Source organism: Microbispora sp. NPDC049125 (genome assembly GCF_040802045.1).
Lineage (GTDB): Bacteria > Actinomycetota > Actinomycetes > Streptosporangiales > Streptosporangiaceae > Microbispora.
Window position 1 is genome coordinate 100,297 of record NZ_JBEZDW010000007.1, and the last position, 24,716, is coordinate 125,012.

Below are 24,716 nucleotides of genomic sequence, written 5' to 3' on the forward strand. Positions count from 1 at the left end.
GGTGAAGCGCAAAGCCTCCGTCTCCGGCGCCCCGGAGCCCGAGGTTCTCGGAGAGCGGACGATGAGGCCTGTTGACGGGCTTTTGGAGGGCTGTTGACGGGCGGGGCGGCATTTCGTATGTTCCGCGTGGGCCGCCTCATGGGCACCCCGGATCGGAAGGGGCTTTCGATGACCACCGAGCCGGATGTGAGCGGGCCCTGGCCGGACATCGTGCCGGGACCGCTCGCCACGCCGCCCCCTGAGTTCGCCCGCAGGCGCGAGTCCGGGCCGCTGGAGCCGGCGGCGATGCCCAGCGGCGACCGGGTCCCGGTGGCGGTCAGGTACGAGGACGTCCGCGCCCTGCTGGCCTCGCCGGCGTCCAGCCGCAACCTGCGCCTGCCGGGGTTGCCGCGGCTGGTGAGCGGCATCGGCATCGACGACGACCCGGACGCGCTGATCAACCAGGACCCGCCGGAGCACACCCGCTACCGGCGGATCATGCACGGCACCTTCACCCCGCGCCAGATCGAGCCGTGGCGCCCCCGCATCGCGGAGATCGCCCGTGAGCTCCTCGACGGCCTGGGCGACGACTTCGACCTGGTCCGGGGATACGCGCTGCAACTACCGGGCCGGGTCATCTGCGAGATGCTCGGCGTGCCGATGGACCGCTACGAGCAGTTCGTCCGGTGGACGGACATGTTCCTCACCACCTCCACGGCCGGCGAGCAGGCGCGTTACGAGGGCTACGCCGAGTTCATGGCCTACGCCGCCGAGCTGGTCGCCCAGCATCGCGCCCAGCCCGGCGGGGACCTCATCGACCTGCTCATCCAGGCCAGGGACGAGGGCGACCGGCTGACGGAGGGGGAGCTGGTCAACACCGTCTTCTCCCTCATCACGGCCGGTCACGAGACGACGGCCTCGATGATCGCCCGTGGTGTCTTCCGGCTGCTCCTGCACCCCGCCCAGTGGGCCGAGCTGGTCGCGGACCCGGCTCTGACGGCCACGGCCGTCGAGGAGATCCTGCGGTTCGACGGGCCGCCCGCCAGCGCCTTCATGCGCCGGATCACCGAGGACGTCGATCTTCCCAGCGGCTCGCTGTGCGCGGGGACGGTCGTCATGCCGAACCTGAACGCGGCCAACCACGACCCTCAGGCGTTCCCGGATCCGGGGCGATTCGACATCCACCGCTTCACCGGCCACCCTCCCAACCCGCATGTGGCCTTCGGGTACGGCGCGCACCGGTGCCTGGCCGCCAGCCTCGCCAGGGTGGAGCTCACCGAGGGGATCGCGGCCCTGGCCACCCAGCGGCCGGCGCTCCGTCTGGCCGGCTCGCCCGAGTCGGTGACGTGGACCGACGGCCTGGTCCTCCGGCCGGCCGCGATGCACGTCACCACGGGCGGATGACCCCGGAAAGTCCGTCAGGTGCCTGCAAGTTTCGCGACCCGCGGCTGAGGGTCGACCGAGTGGAGCCGGTCGGGGTTGCGGCCAGGGCGGGCCACCCGCGCGTCCGGCACGCAGTCGCCACGTGGGCGGCGGAGACGTCCGGGGGACGCGGCGGCCGGAGACGAGTTCGCCGGCGCGTTGGGCGCCGTGCCCGTCCGACGGCTCGATGAGGACCATCGGCACGCCTCCGGCGCCCCCGGGGGGAGGGGGCGCCGGGGCGCACATGGCCGGCACCGGGCCGGCCGCGGAGGCCGGGGGGAGCCTCCGCTGGTCAGGGGGCCGAACGGCCGCAGGCCGCCTGGCCCCGGAAAGCTCAGAGGGTGCCGCGGCGGGCCTGCTCGCGCTCGATGGCCTCGAACAGGGCCTTGAAGTTGCCCTTGCCGAAGCCGAGCGACCCGTGGCGTTCGATGAGCTCGTAGAACACGGTCGGGCGGTCCACCACCGGCTTGGTGAAGATCTGCAGCAGGTAGCCGTCCTCGTCCCGGTCGACGAGGATGCGCCGCTTCTTCAGCTCCTCCACGGGCACCCGGACCTCGCCGATGCGGGCGCGCAGCGCGGGGTCGTCGTAGTAGGAGTCCGGCGTGTCGAGGAACTCCACGCCCGCCTCCCGCATGGCGTCGACGGTCGAGACGATGTCATTGGTGGCCAGCGCGATGTGCTGCACCCCCGGCCCGCCGTAGAACTCCAGGTACTCCTCGATCTGCGACTTCTTCTTCCCGACGGCCGGCTCGTTCAGCGGGAACTTCACCTTCCGTGTGCCGTCCGCGACGACCTTGGACATCAGCGCCGAATACTCCGTCGCGATGTCGTCGCCGATGAACTCCGCCATCTTCGAGAAGCCCATGACGTTCTCGTAGAACTCGACCCACTCGTCCATGTGCTCGACGTTGCCCACGCAGTGGTCGACGGCCTGGAAGAACCGCCCGTGCCGTACGCCGGGGGGCGCGACGATGGGGCTCGCGGCGACGTAGCCGGGCAGGTAGGGGCCCGAGTAGTTGGACCGGTCGACCAGCGTGTGCCGGGTCTCGCCGTAGGCCGCGATGGCGGCGACCACGACCTTGCCGTGGTCGTCCTCCAGCACGTACGGCTCGGCGAGGCCCCTCGCTCCGCGCTCCAGCGCGTGCCGGTAGGCGGCCTCCACGTCGGGGACGTCGAGCGCGAGGTCGATCACTCCGTCGCCGTGGTCGGCGACGTGCCGGGCGAGCGGCGTGCCCGGCCGGACCGAGCCGCGCAACTCGAACCGCGCCGAGCCCGACACCAGCACGTACGCCACCTCGTCCGGGCTCCCCGTCTCGGGGCCCCGGTAGGCCGTCAGGCGCATCCCGAAGGCGGTCGAGTAGTAGTGGGCGGCCTGCTTCGCGTTGCCGACGGCGAAGACCACCGCGTCCATGCCGTGCACCGGAAAGACGTCGTTCATGGGACAACTCTCCATAGCAGTGGCCATTTTGCGCAACAGTCAGCAGAATCAGTGGACAACCTGCTCAACTTTCCGCCGGAATCGGAGGCAACCGCTGTGACGATTGATCAGCTCGACGCCCGGCTGGTCGCGTTGCTGGCCGCGGAGCCGCGGATCGGCGTGCTGGAATGCTCACGCCGGCTCAACGTGGCGAGGGGCACGGTCCAGGCGCGGCTCGACCGGATGGCCGAGCGGGGCGTGATCACCGGCTACGGCCCCGACGTCGACCCGGCGGCGCTCGGCTTCGACGTGACGGCGTTCGTGACCCTGCAGATCCGGCAGGTGGGCGGGCACGTGCCCGTGGCCGACCAGCTCGCGCACATTCCCGAGGTCCTGGAGGTCCACACGATCACCGGGGGCGGCGACATGCTGTGCCGGGTGGTCGCCCGCAGCAACGCCGACCTCCAGCGCGTCATCGACCTCATCGTCGACGTGCAGGGCGTCGTACGGACCTCGTCGGTGATCGCCCTCGACACGCCCGTGCCGTACCGGACGCTGCCGCTGGTGCGGGCGGCCGGTAGTTAGTTGTCCACAGACTGGCATCGGAGGGGCCGACCACCGATGTCCATCGTTTACCGTGGTTGCATCCGCCCAGCTCAGAGGGCGTATGGGGACGTATCGGGGGAAACGCGTGGACAGCGGCGAGGAAGGCCCTGCGGAGCCGGGGGTCCCGCCCGCCGATGGCGGCGGTCCCGCCCGCAGGCCGCCGCGACGGCGCAGGCGTCTGGGCAGGATCGTCCTTCTCGTGCTGCTGTCGGGGCTGGTGGCGCTCGCCGCGTTCGTCGGCGTGGTCTGGGTGCTGACCCCGATCCCGGACACCACCCAGGAGCTCGCCACGGCCCAGGGTTCGGTCATCTACTACCGGGACGGCAAGACCGTCCTGGCCACCGAGGGCGTCAACCGCAAGAACGTGCCGCTCAGCCAGGTGCCCAAGCCGGTCCGCGACGCGGTCATCGCCGCCGAGAATCGGACGTTCTACCGCGACGGCGGCATCTCGCTCTCCGGTACGGCACGCGCCATGTGGTCCACCCTCACCGGCCGGCAGCTCCAGGGCGGCTCGACGATCACCCAGCAGATGGTCCGCAACTACTACAGCGGCCTCGGCCAGGAACGCTCCATCTCGCGCAAGCTCAAAGAGATCATGATCGCGCTGAAGGTGGACCGCTCCCAGTCGAAGGACTGGGTTCTGGAGCAGTACCTCAACACGATCTACTTCGGCCGGGGCGCCTACGGCATCCAGGCCGCGTCGAAGGCGTACTTCGGCAAAAACGTCACGGACCTGTCCCCGGCCGAGGGCGCCTATCTGGCGGCGGTGATCCAGCAGCCCACCCGGTTCGCCGATCCCAAGGGCGCCGACCTCGACGCGGTGAGGGCCCGGTGGTCGTCGGTCGTCGCCGGGATGACCGACATCGGCGCGCTCACCCGCGAGCAGGCGGCGGAGCAGGTGTTCCCGGCGCTGGTCAAGCAGAAGACGCCGCTGTCTCCCGGCGGGCAGAACGGCTACATGCTCGACCAGGTGCGCGCCGAGCTCAACCGGCTGGGCTACAGCGACGAGGACATCAGCCAGGGCGGCCTCAAGATCACCACGACCTTCGACAAGAAGCTGATGACGCTGGCCCAGGAGGCCGTCAAGGACGTCGTGCCGTCCGGCACGCCGAAGAAGGTCCGCACGGGCCTCGCCGCGGTGGACCCGGCCACCGGCGAGGTCGTGGCGTTCTACGGAGGCCGGTTCGCGAGCAACCAGTACGACAACGCGTTCTCGGCCAAGGTCCAGGCGGGATCGACCTTCAAGCCGTACACGCTGGCCGCCGCCCTGGAGGCCGGGTACGGTCTCGACGCCGCGGTCTACGGCGACTCGCCCATCCAGGTGGGCACCGCCAAGATCCCCAACTCCGGCGGCGCGTCGTACGGCTCGCGGATCTCGCTCCTCGAAGCCACCCGCTACTCGGTCAACACGGCCTTCGTGGACCTCGGGCAGCAGGTCGGGCTGGACAAGGTGGCGGCGGCGGCCGAGGCCGCGGGGATCCCCGCCGCCCAGCTCACCCAGCACGAGACGGCCCCCACGTTCCCCCTGGGCGTGGCCTCGGTCAGCGCCGTACAGCAGGCGAGCGGCTTCGGCACGTTCGCGGCAGGGGGCGTGCACCACGACGCCCACGTGATCAGGGCGGTCACCGACGCCAAGGGGCTCACCAGGAAGTTCACCGCTCCCGGGAAGCGCGCGTTCACCGAGGACACCGCGGCGGACACGTCGTACGCGCTCCAGCAGGTCGTCACGGGCGGCACGGGCACCGCCGCCCGCCTGTGGGACCGCCCGGCGGCCGGCAAGACCGGCACCACCGACGAGTCGGCGGCCGTCTGGTTCTCCGGTTACGTCCCCCAGCTGTCGGTGGCGGTCAACATGTTCCGCGACGACAACAAGCCGGTGACCGTGCCCGGGTACGGCGAGCTCTTCGGCGGCTCGCTGCCCGCCCAGATCTGGAAGCACTTCATGACCGCCGCCATGGAGGGCAAGCCGGTCAAGGAGTTCCCCGATCCGGTCACCTGGGATTCGAACTACTACTGGGACGGATACGGCGCGAACCCGGCGGACCAGCAGGCCCTGCCGGAGCCGTACCCGAGCGGGGCCGACACCGGTGTGCCCTATCCCTCCGACGGCCCGGATCAGGGGGACGGCCACTGGGAGACGGCCCCGCCGGGCATGCTGCCCGACCAGGGCGGTCCGCCGGGAGGTCATGGCGGTCAAGGCGATGGCGGTCAGGGCGGGGCCGGTCAGGGCGGGGCCGGCCAGGGCGGGGCCGGTCAGGGCGGGGCCGGTCAAGGGCGGCCGGACGAGGGCGGCGAGGACGGCGGCGACCCGGGTGGAGCCCCGGGCGGCGACCCAGGCGACGGGGGCGACCCCGCGCGGCCGGGCAACGGCGGAGGCGACGGACGCGCCGGTGGCGCGCCCGGACGGCTCGCTCCCACCCCCGGCGCCTGATCCCCACCAGGCCGCGTACCCCGCCAGTTCGCACACCCAGCCCCGCCGTTTCCTCGGGGCGCCGGTCAGGCGGTCAGCTCGGCCCGCAGGTCGGCCGGGGTGGTCACCGGGGCGCGGCAGGTGAACCGCCGGCACACGTACGCCGCCGGCTGCCCGTCGATCATGCCTCGCCCCTCCAGGAGCGGGACGCCGTCCGGCTCGGTCCCCAGCGCGATCACCAGGCCGGGCGTCCCCGACATCAGGGCGGCGCGGTGCAGGGCGAGGGTGCGGGGATCGGCGGGCGGCCCCACGATCGCGACCTCGACCGGGCCGCGCAGTGCCGCCTCGGCGACGGCGAGGCCCCAGCCGGCGAACCGGGCGTACTGCCGGGCGAGCGTCGTCACGGTCCCGAGAGCACCCTCGGCGGCCTCCCGGTGCCGGGCGGAGCCGGTGAGCGCCGCATACGACAGCAGCGCGCCCGCTGCCGCGAACTGGCCCGACGGGGTGGCGTTGTCTGTCGGGTCCTGGGGCCGCTGGAAGAGCCTCTCGCCGTCGTCGGGCACGTCGTAGAACCCCCCGGCGTCGTCGGGGAACCGGGTGAGCACGGTCTCCAGCAGGTCCTGCGCGCCGCGGAACCACCGGGTCTCGCCGGTCACGCCGTACAGCGCGAGGAAGCCCTCGGCGACGTTCGCGTAGTCCTCCAGCACGCCGGCGTGGGCGCCGGCCCGCCCGTCCCGTGAGGTCCGCAGCAGCCGGGCGGGGCCACGGGCGCCGGTGTGCAGATCGTCCAGCAGCGCGGCGGCCACCCGGGCCGCGTCCACCAGGTCGGGACGGTCGAACAGCGCGCCCGCCTCGGCCAGGGCGGCGATCGCCAGGCCGTTCCACGCCGCGACGATCTTGTCGTCCCTGCCCGGCCGGTGCCGCCGGTCCCGCGCCGCGAGCAGGGCCGTGCGGACCCTTTCCAGCCGGTCCCGGTCGGCGGGGTCCTCCAGAAGCTGGAGCACCGACGTGCCGTGCTCGAACGTGCCGGTGACCTCGAAGACGGAAGCCGCCCAGGCGCCGTCGTCCTCGCCGAGCGCCTCGCGGAGCTGCTCGGGCGTCCAGACGTAGAACAGGCCCTCGCCGTGGGTGCCGTCGAGGCCCTCGCTGTCGGCGTCGAGCGCGGACGCGAAGCCGCCCTCGGGTGTGCGCATCTCACGCAGCAGCCAGTCGGCGGTCTCCAGAGCCACTCGCCTGGCGAGCGGGGAGCCGGTCGAACGCCACCAGTGGGCGTAGACCCGCAACAGCAGCGCGTTGTCGTACAGCATCTTCTCGAAGTGCGGCACGATCCAGTCGGCGTCGACGGAGTAGCGGGCGAAGCCGCCCCCGAGCTGGTCGTAGATGCCACCCCTGGCCATGGCCTCCAGCGTCCTGTCCGCCATGGCGAGCGCCTCCGGCGTACCGTGCCGCAGGAGGAACTCCAAGACCATGGACGGCGGGAACTTGGGCGCCCCGCCGAATCCGCCCCGCCGCTCGTCGAAGGTCCCGGCCAGGCTTCGGACGGCGAGCTCCAGCGTCTCGGCGTCCGGCAGCGGACCGGACGGCATGGCGGCGCGCTCGTTCAGCGTTCCCACCACGGTCGCGCCCTGGGCGACGACGGCCTCCCGGTCGTCGCGCCAGGCCTGCGACACGCCGGCGAGCAGCCGCTGGAAGTGGGCACGAGGAAAGTACGTCCCCGTGTAGAACGGATGGCCGTCCGGTGTGGCGAAGACCGTCATCGGCCAGCCGCCCTGGCCTGTCATGGCCTGGGTGGCGCTCATGTAGACGGCGTCGACGTCGGGCCGCTCCTCGCGGTCGACCTTGACGTTGACGAACAGCTCGTTCATCAGCTGAGCGGTGGCCTCGTCCTCGAAGGACTCGTGCGCCATCACGTGGCACCAGTGGCAGGCGGAGTAGCCCACGCTGATCAGCAGCGGCACGTCCCGTCTGCGTGCCTCCTCGAACGCCTCCTCGCCCCAGGCGTGCCAGTCGACGGGATTGCCGGCGTGTTGCAGAAGGTAGGGACTGGTGGCGTCCTTGAGCCGGTTCATCGAGATCCTCTCCGGCGTTCGCGGTGCTGGCCGTCTCCAGTCTGCTCACGCCGTACGGCCAGGGCAAAGCCGGGGAGCCCGCTCACCGGCCGCGCCGGGGAGAGGCGCGCCGGTCACCGCAGGGATGTGCTGGGGCCCGCTCGGGCGTAGGCTCACAGGACGTGGGCTTGGATCTGGACTTCGCGGTCAGGCATTCGGGGCGGTCGGCGGCTGATTTGAGCCGCCGCGACGTGGCGCGGGTGCTGCTCGCCGTCCCATCGGGGCAGGCCCTTGTCGCCCTGTCGGACCTGCGCCGGCAACTGCTGGCGGCGGGCAACCCGCTGTCGGCCACGTTCTGGGAGTCGGCCAGGTCGATTCTCACCCGGATCGAGTCCGGCGCGGCCACGGTCGGCGACGTGCAGCGCTGGCTGGAGTCGAGCGGGACCGAGCCGATCATGCTGACCCGCAGCTACTTCCTGTGGCCGGAGGAGAGCGAGCGCGGCCCGGTCGCCACGGAGATGTACGAGCGGATGGTCGACTTCCTGGAGGAGCGGGTGGCCGCCGGCGAGATCGACGCGGACGCGCTCACGGCGGGGGACGTGGACGCCCGGCACGCCTATGAGGAGCTCCAGGAGCAGTGGCTGGGGACCCCCCTGCCCGACGGCCGCGTGCCCAACGTGGCGGTCAACGACGAGCAGGACCAGGAGCTCTACGCGGCCTGGGACGAGGAGGAGGCGTTCGCGCTGAGCGAACTGCGCCGCGTCCTCGACGACCTGCCCGAGCCGCCCCTCCCGGCCGGCGACCTGCGGACCGCGGCCGGGCGCCTGCGGACCACCCTGACCAGGCCCGGCTACCCCGGGAACGTGTTGCGCGCCTGCGCCGGCCTGGACGAGAACGGCCTGCCCGAGCGGGACGAGGACCTGTGGCTCACCGTGGCCGCCGGGGTAGTGGCGCCGATCTCCGACCTTCCCGACGAGGAGGACGCGGCGCGGTTCTTCGACATGGAGGGCGAGCTCAGCCACGAGGACTCGATCCTGGCCTCGCTGTGCGCGATCCACCACGCCGACTGGCTGGCCGCGGTGACGGCGCTCGTCAGGTACGGCCCCGGGGTGCTCGCCTCGCCCGAGCGGATCGCCCGGTTCATCGCGGACTCCGAGGACATCGACGTCGAGCCCGACGAGCCGGAGGACCTGGAGGCGACCGAGATGCTGTTCAGCTCGGTGACCCCGCTGTGGGCGCACCTCGGCATCGTGGACAGGGCCGAGGTGCTCACCGCGCTCGGCTGGTGGGGGCTGCCCAAGGCCCTGGAGCGCGCCTGGGGAGGCGTCGCCCCCTCCGACGACTGACAGCCCGGCCGGACGAGCCCGGCCGAATGAGCTCGACTGAGCTCGACTGAGTTCGACTGAGTTCGACTGACGAGCCCCGGCTGACCGGCCGCCGGAAGTGTGGCCGGGGCTACTCCGCCGGGCCGGACTTGACGAGGTCGCGGTACTGGTCGGCGACCAGGTCCTGGTATTCGGGGTGCCGCTGGACGAACCGCAGGACGAACGGGCACAGCGGGGCCACCGACAGACCGGCGTCCCTGGCCCCGTCGAGGGCCTCGCGTACGAGCTTGCTGCCCAGCCCCTGGCCCTCGAACTCCTCGCGGATCTCCGCGTGGGTGAAGGCGATGACGTCCGGCCGCAGCCGGTACTGCACGAACCCGGCGATCCCGCCGTCGACCAGGATCTCGTACCGCGCCGCGTCCGGCCTGTCGACGACCTCGATCATTCGCCTGGTCCCTTCCGGCCGGTGCCGTCCTCGCCGTCCTTCGGCTGGATCTTCGCGAGCTGCTTGTTCATCGACTTGAGCAAGAAGAACAGGGCCAGGCCGATGGCGGCGACGACGAGAAACGCCAGAATCCCCGGGCCGTAGCTGGTGTAGTCCACGCCCACAGCTTACGAGCAGGCAGGGGTGACCTCCGCGCGGATCCCCGCGAAGAGGTCGTCCTCCGGGAGCGCCGCGTCGACCACGGACCGCGCGAGGTGGTAGTCCTCCGTGGGCCAGACCTCCTCCTGGATCTCCCGGGGGCAGACGAACCAGAACCCGTCAGGGTCGACCTGGGTGGCGTGCGCGAGCAGGGCGCGGTCACGGATCTCGAAGAAATCGGCGCAGGGCACGCGGGTGGTGACGTCCCACTTCTGCGGGCGGTCCTCCCAGCGGGCGATCCAGTCGCCGTACGGCGAGCCCATGCCGCGGGCCGTCATGGCCTCGTGCAGGGCCTCGAACCGCTCCCGGGTGAAGCCCATGTGGTAGTAGAGCTTCAGCGGCTGCCAGGGCTCCCCGGCGCCGGGGTAGCGATCGGGATCGCCGGCCGCCTCGAACGCCTCGACCGACACCTTGTTGGTCATGATGTGGTCGGGGTGCGGGTAGCCGCCGTTGTCGTCGTAGGTGAGGATCACGTGCGGACGGAACTCGCGCACGGCCGCCACGAGGGGCGCCGAGGCGGTCTCGAGCGGCTGGAGCGCGAAGCACCCCTCCGGGAGAGGCTCGTTCTCGTCCTCGGGGAGCCCCGAGTCGACGAAACCGAGGAACCGCTGCTCGACGCCGAGGATCTCGCGCGCCTTCTCCATCTCCTGGCGGCGCACCTCACCCATGTTGTCCAGGATGTCAGGCCGGTCCATCTTCGGGTTCAGGATGGAGCCGCGTTCACCACCGGTGCAGGTCACGACGAGGACCTCGACACCCTCGGTGACGTAGCGGGCCATGGTCGCCGCGCCCTTGCTGGACTCGTCGTCCGGGTGCGCGTGGACGGCCATCAGCCTCAACGGTGCACTCACTGCTCTCCCCATGATGTCCCTCTGGTTCCCAGAAGAGGTTAGCTTCTTATTGGTCCTGCGTTCCGGAGCCGCCGCGGCACGCCGCGCCGCGATCCGGCCGTACGGCCGCCTGTGCGAACGATCGTCTCGCACAACACCGACAATCCTGGGGGAGATTCCGCGATGCCCAGCGACGAGGCAGGCGGGCAGCGCCCGATCCTCGGCACGCCCGACGATCTGCCCGAGCGTCCGGCGGGCCGCAGGCCCGTCCTGGCGTACATCGTCATCGCCGTGATCGTCGCGGCCATCGCCGGCGGCTGGGGGTACGTCATGCTGGCGGCGGGGGGAAACCCGCAGGTCAACGCCGAAGTGGTGAGCTTCGACGTGGGCGCGCCGGACTCGGCGACGGTGACGTTCGTCGTGCACAAGCCCGCCGACCGCGCGGCGACGTGCCGCGTCCGCGCACTGGACGGCCACCACCTGGAGGTCGGCAGCCGCGACGTCAACGCCACCCCGGGGAGGTCCGACCTGCGGTTCGACGAGCGGCTGAGGACGAGTTCCCAGGCCACGACGGTTCAGGTGGACTATTGCGATCTCGTATAATGGAATCTTTGGGGAAGCGTTCGAAGGCGTTAACTTGCTCGCCTTTCGAGTCACTTACGGAAACAAGGAGAGCCCGTGGCCGTCTCCCAGAACGACAACGTCACCTGGCTGACGCAAGAGGCGTATGACCGCCTCAAAGAGGAGTACGAGTACCTTTCGGGCCCGGGTCGTACGGACATCGCCAAGAAGATCGAAGCCGCCCGCGAAGAGGGCGATCTCAAGGAGAACGGCGGATACCACGCCGCCAAGGACGAGCAGGGCAAGATGGAGGCCCGCATCTTCCACCTCCGGCAGATCCTCGACAGCGCGAAGGTAGGCGAGGCTCCCCGCGCCGAAGGCGTCGTCGGTCCTGGCATGACCGTGACGGTCCGCTTCGCCCGTGATGACGAGGAGGTCACCTTCCTGCTGGCCTCCCGGGAGGAGAGCGGCGCTCCCATCGACGTCTACTCGCCCAAGTCCCCGCTCGGGGCGGCGATCAACGGCAAGAAGATCGGCGAGAAGGCGACGTACACGCTGCCCAACGGCCGGCAGAACACCGTGGAGATCCTGGAGGCCGTGCCGTACATCGGCAACTGAGGCCACCCGCCCCGACGGCCGGGAATCCCGCGACGGATTGCGAGATTTCCGGCCTTGCGGCAATCTCGTCCGTGGACCGGACCAATGCCGCGGAAAGGGGTGAGGTCGTGCTCGAGCGCCGAGCGCGCTTCTCCACCTCCGTACGGAAGAGCGTCGCCAGGGCCGTGTCCGAGGCACGCCAGGATCTGGCCTACCGTCCCCGGCTGCCCCGCCCTCCGGCGCACCGCCTGCTGCGCTCCCGGGGGATCGTCTCTCTGCTCGCCGCCACGCTCGTCGCCGTCGTGGCCGCCGACCTGGTCGTCCTCGCCGACCTGAACTCTCCCACAGGCTCCGGGACGCTCGCCGTACAGCAGGAGCGCGGGGACGGGTACGTCGCGGCGACGAGGAACGCCGGCGACGCCGCCACGGGCGCTCAGAACGACCCAGGCGCTCAGAACGACCCCGGCGGCCAGAACGCCCCAGACCCGGGCGGCCAGGCCGCGCCGGCCGCGGTGGCGCCCCTGACCAAGCTGATCCGCCCGCACCTGTTCGTTGTGGCCCGGCGCCCCCTCACGGCCGAGGCGGTGGCCGAGGTGCGGCGGCAGAAGGGCGTCGCGGCGGCCGAGGTGACCGACGCGGCCGATGTCCTGGTGGACGGCAAGAAGGTGCCGACGATGGGCGTCGAGCCGTCCACGTTCCGTGCGTACACCCCCAAGGGGACGGCCTCGTCGGACGGGCTGTGGAAGAACATCGCCGCCGGTGACATGGCCGTGTCGTTCGAGCTCGGCCATGACGGCGGCGTGAAGCTGGGGTCCTCTGTGGACGGGGGCGGCCGGCGACTGCGAATCGGCGCGTACGCCACGACGGGCATGGGCTCGATCGCCGCGATCGTGTCCCGGCAGACGGCGCGGTCGCTCGGCGTCCCGGAGGGCAACGCGCTGGTCGTGAGCGCCCCCGACGTGGACTCGCGGAAGCTGCGGGCGCGGCTGCTCAAGGTCCTGCCCAAGGGCACCCAGGTGGCGACGATCAATCCGGTGGTGGTCGCCCCCCAGGGCCGCACGGTGTGGCCCTCCACCGCCTTCCTGTCCGCCGACCAGCTCCAGACGGCCCTGCAAGCGGCGGCGGGCAAGCTCGGCAGCCCCTACGTCTGGGGCGCCGAGGGCCCGGACAGCTTCGACTGCTCGGGGCTGGTGCAGTGGGCGTACGGGCAGGCGGGCGTGCGGATGCCGCGGGTGGCCGCCCAGCAGTGGGCGAGCGGGCCGCAGATCCCGCTGTCCCAGGCGCAGCCGGGTGACCTGCTGTTCTGGCGCAACGATCCCACGAACCCCGGCTACATCTCCCACGTGGCGATCTACTGGGGCGGCGGGAAGATGCTGCACGCCCCCCACACCGGCGACGTGGTGCGCATCGCGAACGTCTACACGAAGAACCTCGCGGGCGTCGTACGGGTCAGCCCGGCCGTCTCCGCACGCGTACGCTGAGGCCCGGTCAGACCGGGAGCCCGGCCTCCAGATAGCCGAGCGCCTCGTCGAGGAGGTCGGGCAGCGACGTCGCGCCGTTCTCGTCGACCCACGCGAAGAGGACCGGCAGCATGACTCCTATGACGGCCCCGACCAGCGTGCGCACGGCGGGGTCGCGCGGGTCACCGCCCACCCGCTCGGCGACCGCGCCGGCGAGCATGTCGATCGTCGCGAACAGGTTGTCCACGGTCCGGGCCCGCAGAGCGGGGACGCTGGTGGACAGCTTCATCCGGGTGAGGGTCATGTCGATCTCGGATGGAGGGATCGAGCCGAACGCCGAGCGGAACGCGGCGCGAATGGCGGTCAACGGGGGCAGATCGGACGGCTGGGCCTTGATCGCCGCTACGAGCATGGGGTCGTAGTCGTCCTGGATGACCACGTCCTCCTTGGTGGGGAAGTAGCGGAAGAACGTGCTCGGTGAGACCTCGGCGGCCTCGGCGATCTGCTCCACCGTCGTGGCCTCGTACCCCTGCTCGGCGAACAGCTTCAGGGCCTCGTCCTGGATCGTCCGCCGGGTCTTGGCCTTCTTCCGCTCCCGCAGACTCATCACGGCGGGCCCGGCGGTGTGATCGGAGGGGCCGGAGGACAGGTCAGCGGGCCGCGGTGAGGTCATGCCCTGATTGTGCCGTCTTCGTGAGCGCGAGCGTACGCCTCGGCAGGAAGATCACCATGAGGACGGCGGCCAGCAGGGCCGCGGCGCCGCACAGCAGCAGGACCAGGTCCATCGCCCCGGTGAAGGACTCCCGGGCCGCGCGCAGCAGCGCGGAGTCGCCGGTCCCCGCCGCCACGGCGACGGCGGCGGCGACGGAGTCGCGCGCGGCGGCCGGCGCGCCGGAGGGGAGCGCGCCGACGTAGGCGGCCGACAGGATGCTGCCGAGCGCGGCGACGCCGAGCACCCCGCCGACCTGGCGCATCGTCTGCAGCGTCGCGGAGCCCGCGCCGGTCCTGTCCTCGGGCAGGACCGCGAGCGTGCCGTCCATGGCGGGGATCATGGCCAGGCCGACGCCGGCCCCGAGGACGGCCAGCCACGTCGCGACGAACGGGTAGCCCGAGCTGACGCCGGTGGTCGCGCCCAGCCCGAAGCCGGCGGCCAGGACGACCAGCCCTCCCGTCATGACCGCGCGCAGGCCGAAACGGGCGGTGAGCCGCTCGCCGGCCAGGCCGCCGACCATGAGCCCGGCCACCATCGGGATCACCCGCACGCCGGTGCCGAAGGCGTCGTGGCCGAGCACGGCCTGCAGGTGCTGCGGCACGACGAACAGCACGCCGGTCATCCCCAGGCTGACGAGGGTCGCGCCGACCGCGCCCCAGAGGAACACCCGGTTGCCGAACAGCCCGAGGTCCATCATCGGCCGCCGCGTCCGTGCCTCCACACCGGCGAAGGCGACCAGCAGCACGGCGCCCGCCCCCAGCCCCGCCAGCACGCGGGGGTCGCCCCAGCCGTCGGCAGGGGCCTGGATGAATCCGTACACGAGGGCGGCGAGGCCGGTGACGGACAGGACCGCGCCGGGGACGTCGAGCCGGGACGGCGAGGCCGCGCGTGACTCGGGGACGAAGACGATGGCCGCGACCAGGGCGATCACCACCACGGGGATGTTGATGAGGAAGATCGAGCCCCACCAGAAGTGGTCGAGCAGGTAGCCGCCGACGAGGGGGCCCAGCGGCAGGCCGAGGGCCATGGCGGCGGTCCAGATCGCGATCGCCCGGCCCCGCTCGGCCGGCGGGAAGATCACCGGCAGGATCGACGTGGACAGGGGCATGATGACGGCGCCGCCGGCGCCCATGAGAGCCCGCGCGGCGATGAGGGCGCCGGTGCCGCCGGCGAAGGTGGCGACCAGCGAGGCGAGCCCGAACGCCGCGAGGCCGATCAGCAGCAGGCGTTTGCGGCCGTAGCGGTCGCCGAACGCGCCTGCGGGGAGCATCAGGGCGGCGAACGGGACCATGTACGCGTCGAGGATCCACTGCAGATCGCCGGTCGTGGCGTGCAGTTCCGTCGCCAGCGTGGGGAGCGCGACGTTGAGGATCGTCGCGTCGAGGCCGATGACCAGCACGCTGAGGACGAGGGCGCCGAGCGCGCCCCATCGAGAAGTGGAAGTAACCATAAATTGAAAGTAGCTCTCAAAAACTAGTTTCTGTCAACTCCTTGCCGACGCGGAGATACGATGTAATCTTGATTACATGGATGCAGAAGAACAGTTGAGAGGGTGGTTCACCGGCCGCCTCCCCGCAGAGTGGTTCACCGGCCGGCCCGAGATCGTCCTCGATCGCGAGGAGGTCACCGTCGTCGGCACGCTGCCCGCGCTCACGGTCGTGGAGGGGCTGCCGGATCTCGAGCGGGTCGCCGCGCTGGAGGGGTACGTCGAGCGATTCCGCGAGGAGACCCGCGAGCGCCGCATGGACATCGCCAGGGAGGCCGAGCACCGGTTCCGCCGCAAGGTGTCGTGGGGGGTGGTCGCCGAGGGTGAGACGGTGATGTTCACCACACTGTCGGTCCCGGTCATGACCCGGCTCCGGCAACCCGAGCGCCAGGTGCTGGACACGCTCGTCGCGGCGGGAGTCGCGCGCAGCCGCAGCGACGCCCTGGCCTGGTGCGTCAGGCTCGTCGGCAAGCACACCGACACGTGGCTCGCTGACCTGCGCGACGCCCTCCAGCATGTGGACAGAGTCAGGGCCGAGGGGCCGGGCCTGGTGGACTGAACCAATTCGCCGAAAGGTCTGGACCATTCGCATTGGCCTATACCAATGTGTAAGCCGGGGGAGGTGGGTACGGAAAAGGGGACGTTACTTAGAGGTGGCCAAAGTGGGTAGGCTCCCACGCACCTTCACGGTCTCTGCCAGGGCATACGTCCATCAGGGGCCGCAGGCGCCGAATGTCGCCCAATTCGCGGAGTGGAAACTCGATGGTCTACTCCAATTGGATCCGGCGGCTATTCATCGCCGATGATGATTTGGCCCTGAGAGATTAAGGAGCCGCCCCCGTGTCCGTTTCAGTAGAGGTACCGACTCCCACCACCCGCCGGGAGCTCGCCGCCTGGGTCGGCCGGATCGCGGAGCTGACCCGGCCCGACCGGATCGAATGGTGCGACGGTTCCGAGGCCGAGTGGACCCGGCTGACCAACCTGCTCGTCGAGAAGGGCACCTTCACGCGGCTGGCCAAGCGGCCCAACAGCTTCCACGCGGCCTCCGACCCCGGCGACGTCGCCCGGGTCGAGGACCGGACGTTCATCTGCTCCGAGCGTGAGGAGGACGCCGGGCCGACGAACAACTGGATCGCCCCGGCGGAGATGCGCCGCACGTTCGCCACGCTGTTCAAGGGATGCATGCGCGGCCGCACGATGTACGTGGTGCCGTTCTGCATGGGGCCCCTCGGCGGCGAGATCTCCCAGCTGGGAGTGGAGATCACCGACTCGCCGTACGTCGTGGTGTCCATGCGGGTCATGACCCGGATGGGCGAGCAGGCGTTGCGCCTCATCGAGGACAGGGGCGACTACGTCAAGGCGGTCCACTCCGTGGGCGCGCCGCTGGAGCCCGGCCAGGCGGACGCGCCGTGGCCGTGCAGCACGACGAAGTACATCAGCCACTTCCCCGAGACCCGCGAGATCTGGTCGTACGGCTCCGGCTATGGCGGCAACGCGCTGCTGGGCAAGAAATGCTACGCGCTGCGGATCGCGAGCGTGATGGCGCGCGACGAGGGCTGGCTGGCCGAGCACATGCTGATCCTGAAGCTCACCCCGCCGCAGGGGGAGCCGCGGTATGTCACGGCGGCCTTCCCGTCGGCCTGCGGCAAGACCAACCTCGCCATGCTCCGGCCGGCGATCCCCGGCTGGAAGGTCGAGACGATCGGCGACGACATCGCGTGGATGCGTTTCGGCGAGGACGGCCGCCTGTACGCCATCAATCCCGAGGCCGGCTTCTTCGGCGTCGCGCCGGGCACCGGGGCCACCACGAACGCCAACGCCGTCGAGACGCTGTGGGGCAACAGCATCTTCACGAACGTGGCCCTGACCGACGACGGCGACGTGTGGTGGGAGGGCCTGACCGACGAGCCCCCCGCCCACCTCACCGACTGGCGGGGCCGGTCCTGGACGCCCGGCTCCGGCGAGCCCGCCGCCCACCCGAACGCCCGGTTCACCACTCCCGCCGGGCAGTGCCCGACCATCGCCCGCGAATGGCAGGATCCAGCCGGCGTGCCCATCTCGGCCATCCTGTTCGGCGGCCGCAGGGCGACCGCCGTGCCGCTCGTCACCGAGTCGCTGAGCTGGCGGCACGGCGTGTTCCTCGGCGCCGGCGTGGCGTCGGAGAAGACCGCCGCCGCCGAGGGCAAGGTGGGCGAGCTGCGCCGCGACCCGTTCGCGATGCTGCCGTTCTGCGGCTACAACATGGGCGACTACTTCGCCCACTGGATCAAGGTCGGGGCGGCGGCGGACCCGGCGAAGCTGCCGCGCATCTACTACGTCAACTGGTTCCGCAAGGACGCGAACGGCCGGTTCCTGTGGCCGGGCTTCGGTGAGAACATCCGCGTGCTGAAGTGGATCGTCGAACGGCTGAACGGCACGGCCGGCGCGGTGCCGAGCCCCATCGGCAACCTGCCGGCCGCCCTCGACACCGAGGGGCTGGACATCCCTCCGGAGGACATGAGGACCCTGCTGGGCGTCGATCCCGAGGTGTGGCGTGAGGAGGCCGCGCTGATCCCGGCCCACTTCGAGGTCTTCGGCGACCACATGCCCCGGGAGCTGTGGGAGGAGTACCACGCCCTGGTGGAGCGGCTCGGCTGACTCCGCCCCCCAGGGCCGTACGGCCCGCGCGTGACCGCCCTGCCGGCGGCCCCGCGCGGGCCGTTTTCGTGTTCGGGCGAGCGAGGCCGTAACACTCGGACGCGACCGGCCATGTGTGAGTCGCGACCCTCTCAACGCGAAGGAGCGGCATGGGACCGCCCGACCCCCGACAGCGCTTCGAGGAGATCTACGTGACCTACTACCCGGCCCTGATGGGCTACGTCCGGCGGCGTACCGGCACACCGGACGACGCGGCCGACGTGCTGGCCGAGACGTTTCTGGTCGCATGGCGCAAGGTGAACGACATCCCCGCCGGCCATGAGGCCCGGCTGTGGCTTTACGGCGTGGCACGGCGGGTGCTCGCCGGCCGCCGCCGTGAGGCCGTTCGCCACGACGACATGGCCGTCCGCCTCCGCGCGGAGCTGGCGTTGTGGACCGAGCCACCTCCCGACCCCGATTTCGACGCCGTGCGGGAGGCGTTCGGGCGGCTGAAGGACGACGACAGAGAGGTGCTCTCGCTCACGGGCTGGGAGGGCCTCAACACGGCTGAGATCGCCACGGTGCTGGGCTGCTCCCCGGGAACAGCCCGCATCCGTCTGCACCGAGCCAGGAAGCGCCTTGCCCGCGAGCTCGGCGCCGGCGGTCTCGACCTGTCCCGGTACGGCTCACGAGCCACCACGCTTGGAGGAGGACGATGATGGAGACCGACGTCGATCACCTGATCGCGAAGATCGACCCCGGCTCAGGCCCCGGCATGACCCCGGGCGGGCATGAGCTGCTCGAGGAGATCACCGCCTCCTCGCCGGCGCCGGTCCCCGAGCGGTCGCCGTGGATCCGCCGGCGGGTTGCCCTGCCGATCGCCGCCGCGGCAGCCGCTCTCGCCGTGGGCTGGGTCCTGCCCGCAGGGCTGACCGGCATCGCGCCCAGCTCGGCGGCCGCCCTGGACGTCGCGCGCGAGGGCGGCGACTACGTCATCACGGTCAAGGACCTGTACGCCGCCCCCCAGCGCTACCAGGAGCAACTGCGCGGCCTCGGTCTCGACATCACGCTGAAGGTCGTGCCCGCGACGCCGGCCAGGGTCGGGACCAACATGGCCATGCCAGAGGTCTCCGACGACCAGGCCATCACGACGATCGAAGGTCCGGGCGACTGCCTGCGGCGCGACTCGTGCACGCTCGGGATCAAGGTCCCCGAGGGCTATCACGGGAAGATGACGATCCTGCTGGCCCGCAAGGCCCGGCCCGGCGAGAACTATCAGATGATCGCCCCGATCGACGCGCCGGGCGAGCCCCTCCATTGCACGGGCTACACCGGCAAGACCGTCGACGAGGTGAGGTCCCTGCTCCAGGCGCGCGACGTGACCGAGATCCGGTACGCGACGAGTGGAGGCGGCCGGGACGAGGTGCCCGGCTCGTGGATCGTCCACGACGGCGTCATGTCGGCGCCCGACCGGGCCCTTCTGCTGGTCGGCCCCACACAGGAGCGTCCGGACGCCCCGGGGCCGGTCGCCTCACCCGACCCCTGCCGCCCCGCCTGACGATCGGCCGCCATGCCCCGGGACCCGCAGGCGTACAGAGGGGAACCTTTCCCGGCGGGTGCTTCGTCTACCTGGTAGACGGGGCGCCCGCCTGTTCGTTCCGCGCCCCCTCCTTCCCCCAGGGGGGCACATGGAGATCGTGCTCGTCATCGCCGCGCTCGCGGTCGCCGTTCTCGTCGGGTCCACGGCGTCCACGCTGAGTCGCGAGCACCGCAGGATCCGCTCGGTGACGGCCGTCGGAAGAAACGACCTCGATCCGTACGAGCTGGCCTACCTGGCGGGCGGGCCGCGCCGCGTGATCAACACGGCGATCGCGGCGCTGTCCGCCCAGGCTCTCGTGCGCGTCTCGCGAGGCGGCAGGGTCACCGTTGTCGCGGGTACGCACACGCCCTCGCCGTACGCCGTCGAGCAGGCGGTGCTGGACTGCGCGGCGGCCCCCGGAGGACGGACGGCGGGCGAGATCCGGCACGAGGTCGGCGACGGCGTCGTCCTGACCGGGCTGAAGAACCGCCTCATCGGTCAGGGCTTCCTGCTGCCGGACGGCTCGGTCGTCGAGCCCCGCCGCCTCAGCGCGCGACTGCTCCTCCTCGCGGTGCTCGCCCTCGGCGTCGAGGCCGTGTCGCTCGTCCTCGTCGCGTCCGGTCTCGCGCTCTGGGGCCCGGCGTCCGTGGCGGCCCTGCTCGTGACGGGCGTGTCCGGCGTGTACGGCCTGAGCACCCAGATCCGGCACTCCCGCTCCTTCGGCGACCCGTTGACCTCCCCCGGGCGCGAAGCGCTCCGGCAGGCCCGGTCCCGCCACCGGCCGGAGGCCGCCCGCGTGGGTACAGGCGATGTCGCCTTCCCCGCCCTGGTCGGCGGCGTGGCCCTGTTCGGCCTCAGCGAGCTGGGCGACCCGGTCGTCGCCGCCGAGATCGCCGCTGAGGAGAGCCGGGCCCGTAGCCAGGGGACGGGCTGCGCCGCCGGCGCCTGCGGGGGAGGCGGCGGCCACGGCTCGGACCCGGGCTCGGGCGGGTGGGACTTCGGCTCCGGGGGTCACCACGGCGGCCACTCCGGCTGCGGAGGCTCCAGCGGGTGCGGCGGGGCGAGCGGCTCCAGCTCCTGCGGCGGCTCCAGCTCCTGCGGCGGATCGAGCTCCTGCGGTGGATCGAGCGGCTGCGGCGGCGGTGGTTGCGGCGGCGGCGGTTGTGGCGGCGGAGGCGGCGCGTGAGGGCCGGACGGGCCGATCACCGGCCGCGAGCGTGGTGGCCGGGCTCACGCACCGGCGACACACCGGAGCCCGACGTGGGCGAGACCCCTGACCGCGTGGCGGCGTCAGGCGCCGATGGGGTCCATGGGCGCACGCCGGGGCCGGGCGTGGAGACGTCCGGTGCCGGTGAGGCGGCCCGGGTCCACGGGGACGCTCCGGGTCTTGGCGTGGGGATCGGCTGGCGGCCGGAGATCGATCTGACCGTTGAGCGGCTGCCCGGCGTCGGATTCGTCGAGGTGATCGCGGAGAACGTCGCCCCGGCCCGGCTGCCCGAGTCGCTGTCCGTGCTGCGCGACCGCGGGGTGCCGGTCGTGCCCCACGGGGTCGGACTCGGCGTCGGCGGGGCCGACCGGCCCGATCCGTCGCGGCTGGCGCATCTGGCCGCCTGCGCCGAGGCGCTCGGCGCACCCCTGGTGAGCGAGCACCTGGCCTTCGTAAGGGGCGGAGGCATGGAGGCCGGGCACCTGCTGCCCGTCCCCAGGACCCGTGAGGCGCTGTCGGTGATCGTGGAGAACGTACGGCTCGCGCAGGCCGCCCTGCCCGTACCCCTGGCGCTGGAGAACGTGGCCGCCCTGTTCGGCTGGCCCGGCGACGAGCTGACCGAGGCGCAGTTCCTCGGCGAGCTCGTCGAGCGGACCGGTGTGAAGCTGCTCGTCGACGTGGCGAACCTCTACACCAACCAGGTCAATCTCGGGCTGGACGCGCGTGAGGCCCTCGACGCCCTGCCGCTGGACGAGGTGGCGTACGTACACGTGGCGGGCGGGCACGCGCACGACGGGGTGTGGCACGACACCCACACCTCGTCGCCGCCCGAGGAGGTGCTGGCCCTGCTGTCGGACCTGTGCGCCCGGGTCACGCCTCCCGGCGTGCTGCTGGAGTGGGACGGGGCCTACCCGAGCGACGCGGCGCTCGGCGCCGAGCTCGGCCGGATCGACCGCGCGATCTCCCGTGGCTGACTCGGCCACGCCCACCGTCCCCGGCACACCGGCGCGGACACCGCACGCCGCCGGGACGCAGGACGTACCGCGTACGCCGGAGACGCCGGACGTGCTGGACGCGCTGGACGCGCCGGACGCCAGGGCGTCGCTCGCGGCGGCCCAGGCCGGGCTGCTGGCCGCGCTCGTCGCGGGCGCGGGCGTCCCGGACGGCTTCGACGCGGACCGGGTGCGGATCCAGGCGCACGCCTTGGTGAACAAGCGGAGCGGCTCGGTCGCCAGCGCGCTGCCCGGCCTCGCCAGGACGCTCGGCGCCGATTTCGGCCGGCTCTTCGCCGCGTACGCCGCCGGGCGTCCCAAGCCCGAAGGGGGCTCGGGCGCCGACGCGCGGGCCTTCGCGGAGTGGCTGGAGGAGCGCTGACCAGGGGCCGGAGCGCCCGCTTTCCGAGGCCACGAGCCCGGAGCGACCTCCGAAAGGGCCGGGCACGCCCGGCGCCCGCGATAATTGGCTGACCGAACCCTACGGTCGTGAGGAAGAGGACTGGATGAGCGTGCGCGATCTCGTCTACAAACTGTACGAGCGCATGCTCGAGCGGAAGCTGTCCTCGGTGCAGATTCCCCGGCATGTGGGCGTGATCGTCGACGGGAACCGCCGCTGGGCGCGCGCCATGGGCCTGCGCGACGTGAACCGCGGGCACCAGAAGGGCGCCGACAAGATCTCCGAGCTCCTGGTGTGGTGCCGGGAGGCCGGCGTCGAGTACGTGACGCTGTGGCTGCTGTCCACAGACAACCTCACCAGGGACAAGGCCGAGCTGGAGCCGCTGCTCCAGGTCATCGAGGGGCTGGTGCAGGACCTCGTCGAGCAGGGCTGGCATGTCACGCCGATGGGCTCGCTCGACCTGCTGCCCGATCACACCGCTCGTGTCCTCAAACACGCGAAAGAAACCACATCGCATCGTCCAGGGCTGATTGTGAACGTTGCGGTTGGGTATGGAGGAAGACGTGAGATCGCTGATGCGGTGCGCTCCCTCCTCCAGGAGCACGCCAGCAAGGGCGCGAGCATCGAGGACCTCGTGGAGGTCCTCGACGTCGAGCACATCGCGGAGCATCTCTATACGCGCGGACTACCCGATCCGGATCTCGTCATCCGGACCTCGGGAGAGCAGCGGCTCTCCGGTTTCCTGCTCTGGCAGAGCGCCCACTCCGAGTTCTACTTCTGCGAGGCCTACTGGCCTGACTTCCGCAGAGTCGACTTCCTGCGGGCACTCCGCTCATATGCCGCGCGTCACCGTCGGTACGGCTCCTGAAACGGTTCGTGAACAGCGTCTTCCGGTCATGTTTCGCCTATTGGGCCGGACGCGTTCGTTACGTACCTTGGTAGGGGAGCGGCCATCGAGGGGATCGATGGCCAACACCCCGGGAGAGGGCCCGTCCTTGCGACACATCTGTGCGAGGCAGTCCGGAGTCCCGGCCTGCTCGCGCAGGTCATGGGCCCGGTCCGTTCACCACCAGTCAAGGCAGGGCGCCTACCTCCGGCGCCCGGGGGAGAACGCGTGGCATTGTCCTCGAGCAACCCGTCCGCATCTCGTACCTACGTTCTGGACACCTCCGTACTGCTCGCCGACCCGGCGGCGATGAGCCGCTTCGACGAGCACGAGGTAGTGATTCCAGTCGTCGTCATCACGGAACTGGAGGCCAAGCGCCACCATCCAGAACTGGGTTACTTCGCGCGTGAGGCGCTCCGGTTCCTCGACGACCTGAGGGTGCGGCACGGACGGCTGGATGACCCGATGCCGATCGGCGACGGAACCATCCGGGTCGAGCTGAACCATAGTGATCCATCGGTCCTCCCGGCGGGGTTCCGCCTGGGCGACAACGACACCCGCATCCTGATCGTCGCGCAGAACCTCGCCCGCGAGGGGCGCGACGTCGTGCTGGTGTCGAAGGACCTTCCCATGCGGATCAAGGCCGCGTCCCTCGGCCTCAGCGCGGAGGAGTACCGCGCGGGGATGGTGGTCGAGTCCGGCTGGACCGGCATGGCGGAGCTCCAGGTCACCACGGAGGAGGTCGAGGCCCTGTTCGAGGGCGGCACCGCCGAGCTCGACGAGGCGCGCGACCTGCCCTGCCACACCGGCCTGCGCCTGCTGTCCGCGCGCGGCTCGGCGCTCGGCCGGGTCATGCCGGACAAGTCGGTACGGCTCGTCCGCGGGGATCGCGAGGTCTTCGGCCTGCACGGCCGGTCGGCCGAGCAGCGGATCGCTCTCGACCTGCTGATGGACCCGGACGTCGGCATCGTCTCGATGGGCGGCCGCGCGGGCACCGGCAAGTCGGCGCTGGCACTGTGCGCGGGCCTGGAGGCCGTGCTCGAACGCCGCCAGCACCGCAAGATCATCGTCTTCCGGCCCCTTTACGCGGTGGGCGGCCAGGAGCTCGGCTACCTGCCCGGCTCGGAGAACGACAAGATGGGCCCGTGGGCCCAGGCGGTCTACGACACCCTGGGGGCCGTCACCACGCCGGAGGTCATCGAGGAGGTCCTCGACCGGGGCATGCTGGAGGTCCTCCCGCTGACCCACATCCGCGGCCGCTCCCTGCACGACGCCTTCGTGATCGTCGACGAGGCGCAGTCGCTGGAGCGCGGGGTGCTGCTCACCGTGCTGTCGCGGATCGGCGCCAACTCGCGGGTCGTGCTCACCCACGACATCGCCCAGCGCGACAACCTGCGGGTGGGCCGGCACGACGGCGTGGTGGCCGTGGTGGAGAAGCTCAAGGGCCACCCCCTGTTCGCGCACATCACGCTGACCAGGTCCGAGCGGTCGCCGATCGCCGCCCTGGTGACCGAGTTGCTGGAGGACATCACGGTCTAGC

23 protein-coding genes are annotated in these 24,716 nt (G+C 71.5%); 16 read left to right on the forward strand and 7 right to left on the reverse strand.

Going from position 1 to position 24,716, the window contains the following annotated elements; genetic code table 11:
- Nucleotides 1–168: 168 nt before the first annotated feature.
- Entirely contained in the window at nucleotides 169–1,383 is a 1,215-nt protein-coding gene (locus tag AB0B72_RS11140) for a cytochrome P450 (protein ID WP_367738454.1), read from the forward strand.
- Nucleotides 1,384–1,735: 352 nt separating this feature from the next.
- On the opposite strand, the gene hppD is transcribed toward AB0B72_RS11140, so the two are convergent.
- Nucleotides 1,736–2,839, reverse strand: coding sequence for a 4-hydroxyphenylpyruvate dioxygenase (gene hppD, locus AB0B72_RS11145; protein ID WP_367738455.1), 1,104 nt, complete (start codon nucleotides 2,837–2,839; stop codon nucleotides 1,736–1,738).
- A gap of 96 nt (nucleotides 2,840–2,935) precedes the next feature.
- Between hppD and AB0B72_RS11150 the strand changes: the two genes are divergently transcribed.
- Both AB0B72_RS11150 and AB0B72_RS11155 read left to right on the forward strand, forming a co-directional pair.
- The gene (locus AB0B72_RS11150) at nucleotides 2,936–3,403 is read left to right on the forward strand and encodes an Lrp/AsnC family transcriptional regulator (protein WP_367738456.1); all 468 of its coding nucleotides are present in this window, start codon (nucleotides 2,936–2,938) and stop codon (nucleotides 3,401–3,403) included.
- Between the two features lie 106 nt (nucleotides 3,404–3,509).
- Nucleotides 3,510–5,855 (forward strand): transglycosylase domain-containing protein, encoded by a 2,346-nt coding sequence (locus AB0B72_RS11155; RefSeq protein ID WP_367738457.1) that lies wholly within the window; start codon nucleotides 3,510–3,512, stop codon nucleotides 5,853–5,855.
- Between the two features lie 65 nt (nucleotides 5,856–5,920).
- On the opposite strand, the gene AB0B72_RS11160 is transcribed toward AB0B72_RS11155, so the two are convergent.
- On the reverse strand, nucleotides 5,921–7,903 hold the full coding sequence (locus tag AB0B72_RS11160) for a thioredoxin domain-containing protein (RefSeq protein ID WP_367738458.1): 1,983 nt from the start codon (nucleotides 7,901–7,903) through the stop codon (nucleotides 5,921–5,923).
- 161 nt (nucleotides 7,904–8,064) lie between these two features.
- Between AB0B72_RS11160 and AB0B72_RS11165 the strand changes: the two genes are divergently transcribed.
- Complete coding sequence (locus tag AB0B72_RS11165; protein ID WP_367738459.1) at nucleotides 8,065–9,228, forward strand: hypothetical protein; 1,164 nt, start codon at nucleotides 8,065–8,067, stop codon at nucleotides 9,226–9,228.
- A gap of 109 nt (nucleotides 9,229–9,337) precedes the next feature.
- On the opposite strand, the gene AB0B72_RS11170 is transcribed toward AB0B72_RS11165, so the two are convergent.
- Genes AB0B72_RS11170 through mca form a run of 3 tightly spaced genes read right to left on the reverse strand, consistent with a single transcriptional unit; the run spans nucleotide 9,338 to nucleotide 10,701 of the window.
- Nucleotides 9,338–9,652 carry a GNAT family N-acetyltransferase gene (locus tag AB0B72_RS11170; RefSeq protein ID WP_367738460.1) on the reverse strand — a complete coding sequence of 105 codons (315 nt, stop codon included), beginning with the start codon at nucleotides 9,650–9,652 and terminating at the stop codon, nucleotides 9,338–9,340.
- Nucleotides 9,649–9,810 (reverse strand): hypothetical protein, encoded by a 162-nt coding sequence (locus AB0B72_RS11175; protein ID WP_367738461.1) that lies wholly within the window; start codon nucleotides 9,808–9,810, stop codon nucleotides 9,649–9,651. Before AB0B72_RS11175 ends, AB0B72_RS11170 begins: the two co-directional genes overlap by 4 nt.
- A 9-nt stretch (nucleotides 9,811–9,819) precedes the next feature.
- Entirely contained in the window at nucleotides 9,820–10,701 is an 882-nt protein-coding gene (mca, locus tag AB0B72_RS11180) for a mycothiol conjugate amidase Mca (RefSeq protein ID WP_367738462.1), read from the reverse strand.
- Between the two features lie 162 nt (nucleotides 10,702–10,863).
- Here mca and AB0B72_RS11185 point away from each other — a divergent pair, with 162 nt between their 5' ends.
- The 3 genes from AB0B72_RS11185 to AB0B72_RS11195 all read left to right on the forward strand — a co-directional run bounded on the left by AB0B72_RS11185 (nucleotide 10,864) and on the right by AB0B72_RS11195 (nucleotide 13,319).
- The gene (locus AB0B72_RS11185) at nucleotides 10,864–11,283 is read left to right on the forward strand and encodes a DUF4307 domain-containing protein (protein WP_367738463.1); all 420 of its coding nucleotides are present in this window, start codon (nucleotides 10,864–10,866) and stop codon (nucleotides 11,281–11,283) included.
- Nucleotides 11,284–11,358: 75 nt separating this feature from the next.
- Nucleotides 11,359–11,859, forward strand: a complete 501-nt coding sequence (gene greA / locus AB0B72_RS11190; RefSeq protein WP_367738464.1) for a transcription elongation factor GreA — start codon at nucleotides 11,359–11,361, stop codon at nucleotides 11,857–11,859.
- A 107-nt stretch (nucleotides 11,860–11,966) separates the two neighbouring features.
- A complete protein-coding gene (locus tag AB0B72_RS11195) occupies nucleotides 11,967–13,319 on the forward strand; it encodes a C40 family peptidase (RefSeq protein ID WP_367738465.1) in 1,353 nt (450 codons plus the stop codon).
- A gap of 7 nt (nucleotides 13,320–13,326) precedes the next feature.
- Here the strand turns inward: AB0B72_RS11195 and AB0B72_RS11200 are convergent, their stop codons facing one another.
- Nucleotides 13,327–13,971: a TetR family transcriptional regulator gene (locus AB0B72_RS11200; protein WP_367738466.1), complete on the reverse strand. Its 645-nt coding sequence runs from the start codon at nucleotides 13,969–13,971 to the stop codon at nucleotides 13,327–13,329.
- Nucleotides 13,949–15,460 carry a DHA2 family efflux MFS transporter permease subunit gene (locus tag AB0B72_RS11205; protein ID WP_367738467.1) on the reverse strand — a complete coding sequence of 504 codons (1,512 nt, stop codon included), beginning with the start codon at nucleotides 15,458–15,460 and terminating at the stop codon, nucleotides 13,949–13,951. Before AB0B72_RS11205 ends, AB0B72_RS11200 begins: the two co-directional genes overlap by 23 nt.
- 76 nt (nucleotides 15,461–15,536) lie before the next feature.
- Between AB0B72_RS11205 and AB0B72_RS11210 the strand changes: the two genes are divergently transcribed.
- From AB0B72_RS11210 to AB0B72_RS11250, 9 genes are all read left to right on the forward strand, one after another.
- Nucleotides 15,537–16,055, forward strand: coding sequence for a hypothetical protein (locus AB0B72_RS11210; protein ID WP_367738468.1), 519 nt, complete (start codon nucleotides 15,537–15,539; stop codon nucleotides 16,053–16,055).
- Between the two features lie 281 nt (nucleotides 16,056–16,336).
- Nucleotides 16,337–18,133, forward strand: coding sequence for a phosphoenolpyruvate carboxykinase (GTP) (locus AB0B72_RS11215; protein ID WP_367738469.1), 1,797 nt, complete (start codon nucleotides 16,337–16,339; stop codon nucleotides 18,131–18,133).
- A gap of 149 nt (nucleotides 18,134–18,282) precedes the next feature.
- Complete coding sequence (locus AB0B72_RS11220; protein ID WP_367738470.1) at nucleotides 18,283–18,831, forward strand: RNA polymerase sigma factor; 549 nt, start codon at nucleotides 18,283–18,285, stop codon at nucleotides 18,829–18,831.
- On the forward strand, nucleotides 18,828–19,670 hold the full coding sequence (locus tag AB0B72_RS11225; RefSeq protein WP_367738471.1) for a hypothetical protein: 843 nt from the start codon (nucleotides 18,828–18,830) through the stop codon (nucleotides 19,668–19,670). Before AB0B72_RS11220 ends, AB0B72_RS11225 begins: the two co-directional genes overlap by 4 nt.
- A 130-nt stretch (nucleotides 19,671–19,800) precedes the next feature.
- Complete coding sequence (locus AB0B72_RS11230; protein ID WP_367738472.1) at nucleotides 19,801–20,877, forward strand: TIGR04222 domain-containing membrane protein; 1,077 nt, start codon at nucleotides 19,801–19,803, stop codon at nucleotides 20,875–20,877.
- 146 nt (nucleotides 20,878–21,023) lie between these two features.
- A complete protein-coding gene (locus AB0B72_RS11235; protein WP_367738607.1) occupies nucleotides 21,024–21,872 on the forward strand; it encodes a DUF692 domain-containing protein in 849 nt (282 codons plus the stop codon).
- Nucleotides 21,865–22,272, forward strand: coding sequence for a hypothetical protein (locus AB0B72_RS11240; protein WP_367738473.1), 408 nt, complete (start codon nucleotides 21,865–21,867; stop codon nucleotides 22,270–22,272). The genes AB0B72_RS11235 and AB0B72_RS11240 overlap by 8 nt, the downstream gene beginning before the upstream one ends.
- 124 nt (nucleotides 22,273–22,396) lie before the next feature.
- A complete protein-coding gene (locus AB0B72_RS11245) occupies nucleotides 22,397–23,158 on the forward strand; it encodes an isoprenyl transferase (RefSeq protein WP_367738474.1) in 762 nt (253 codons plus the stop codon).
- Nucleotides 23,159–23,404: 246 nt separating this feature from the next.
- On the forward strand, nucleotides 23,405–24,715 hold the full coding sequence (locus AB0B72_RS11250; protein ID WP_367738475.1) for a PhoH family protein: 1,311 nt from the start codon (nucleotides 23,405–23,407) through the stop codon (nucleotides 24,713–24,715).
- The last annotated feature ends 1 nt before the right edge of the window (nucleotide 24,716 follow it).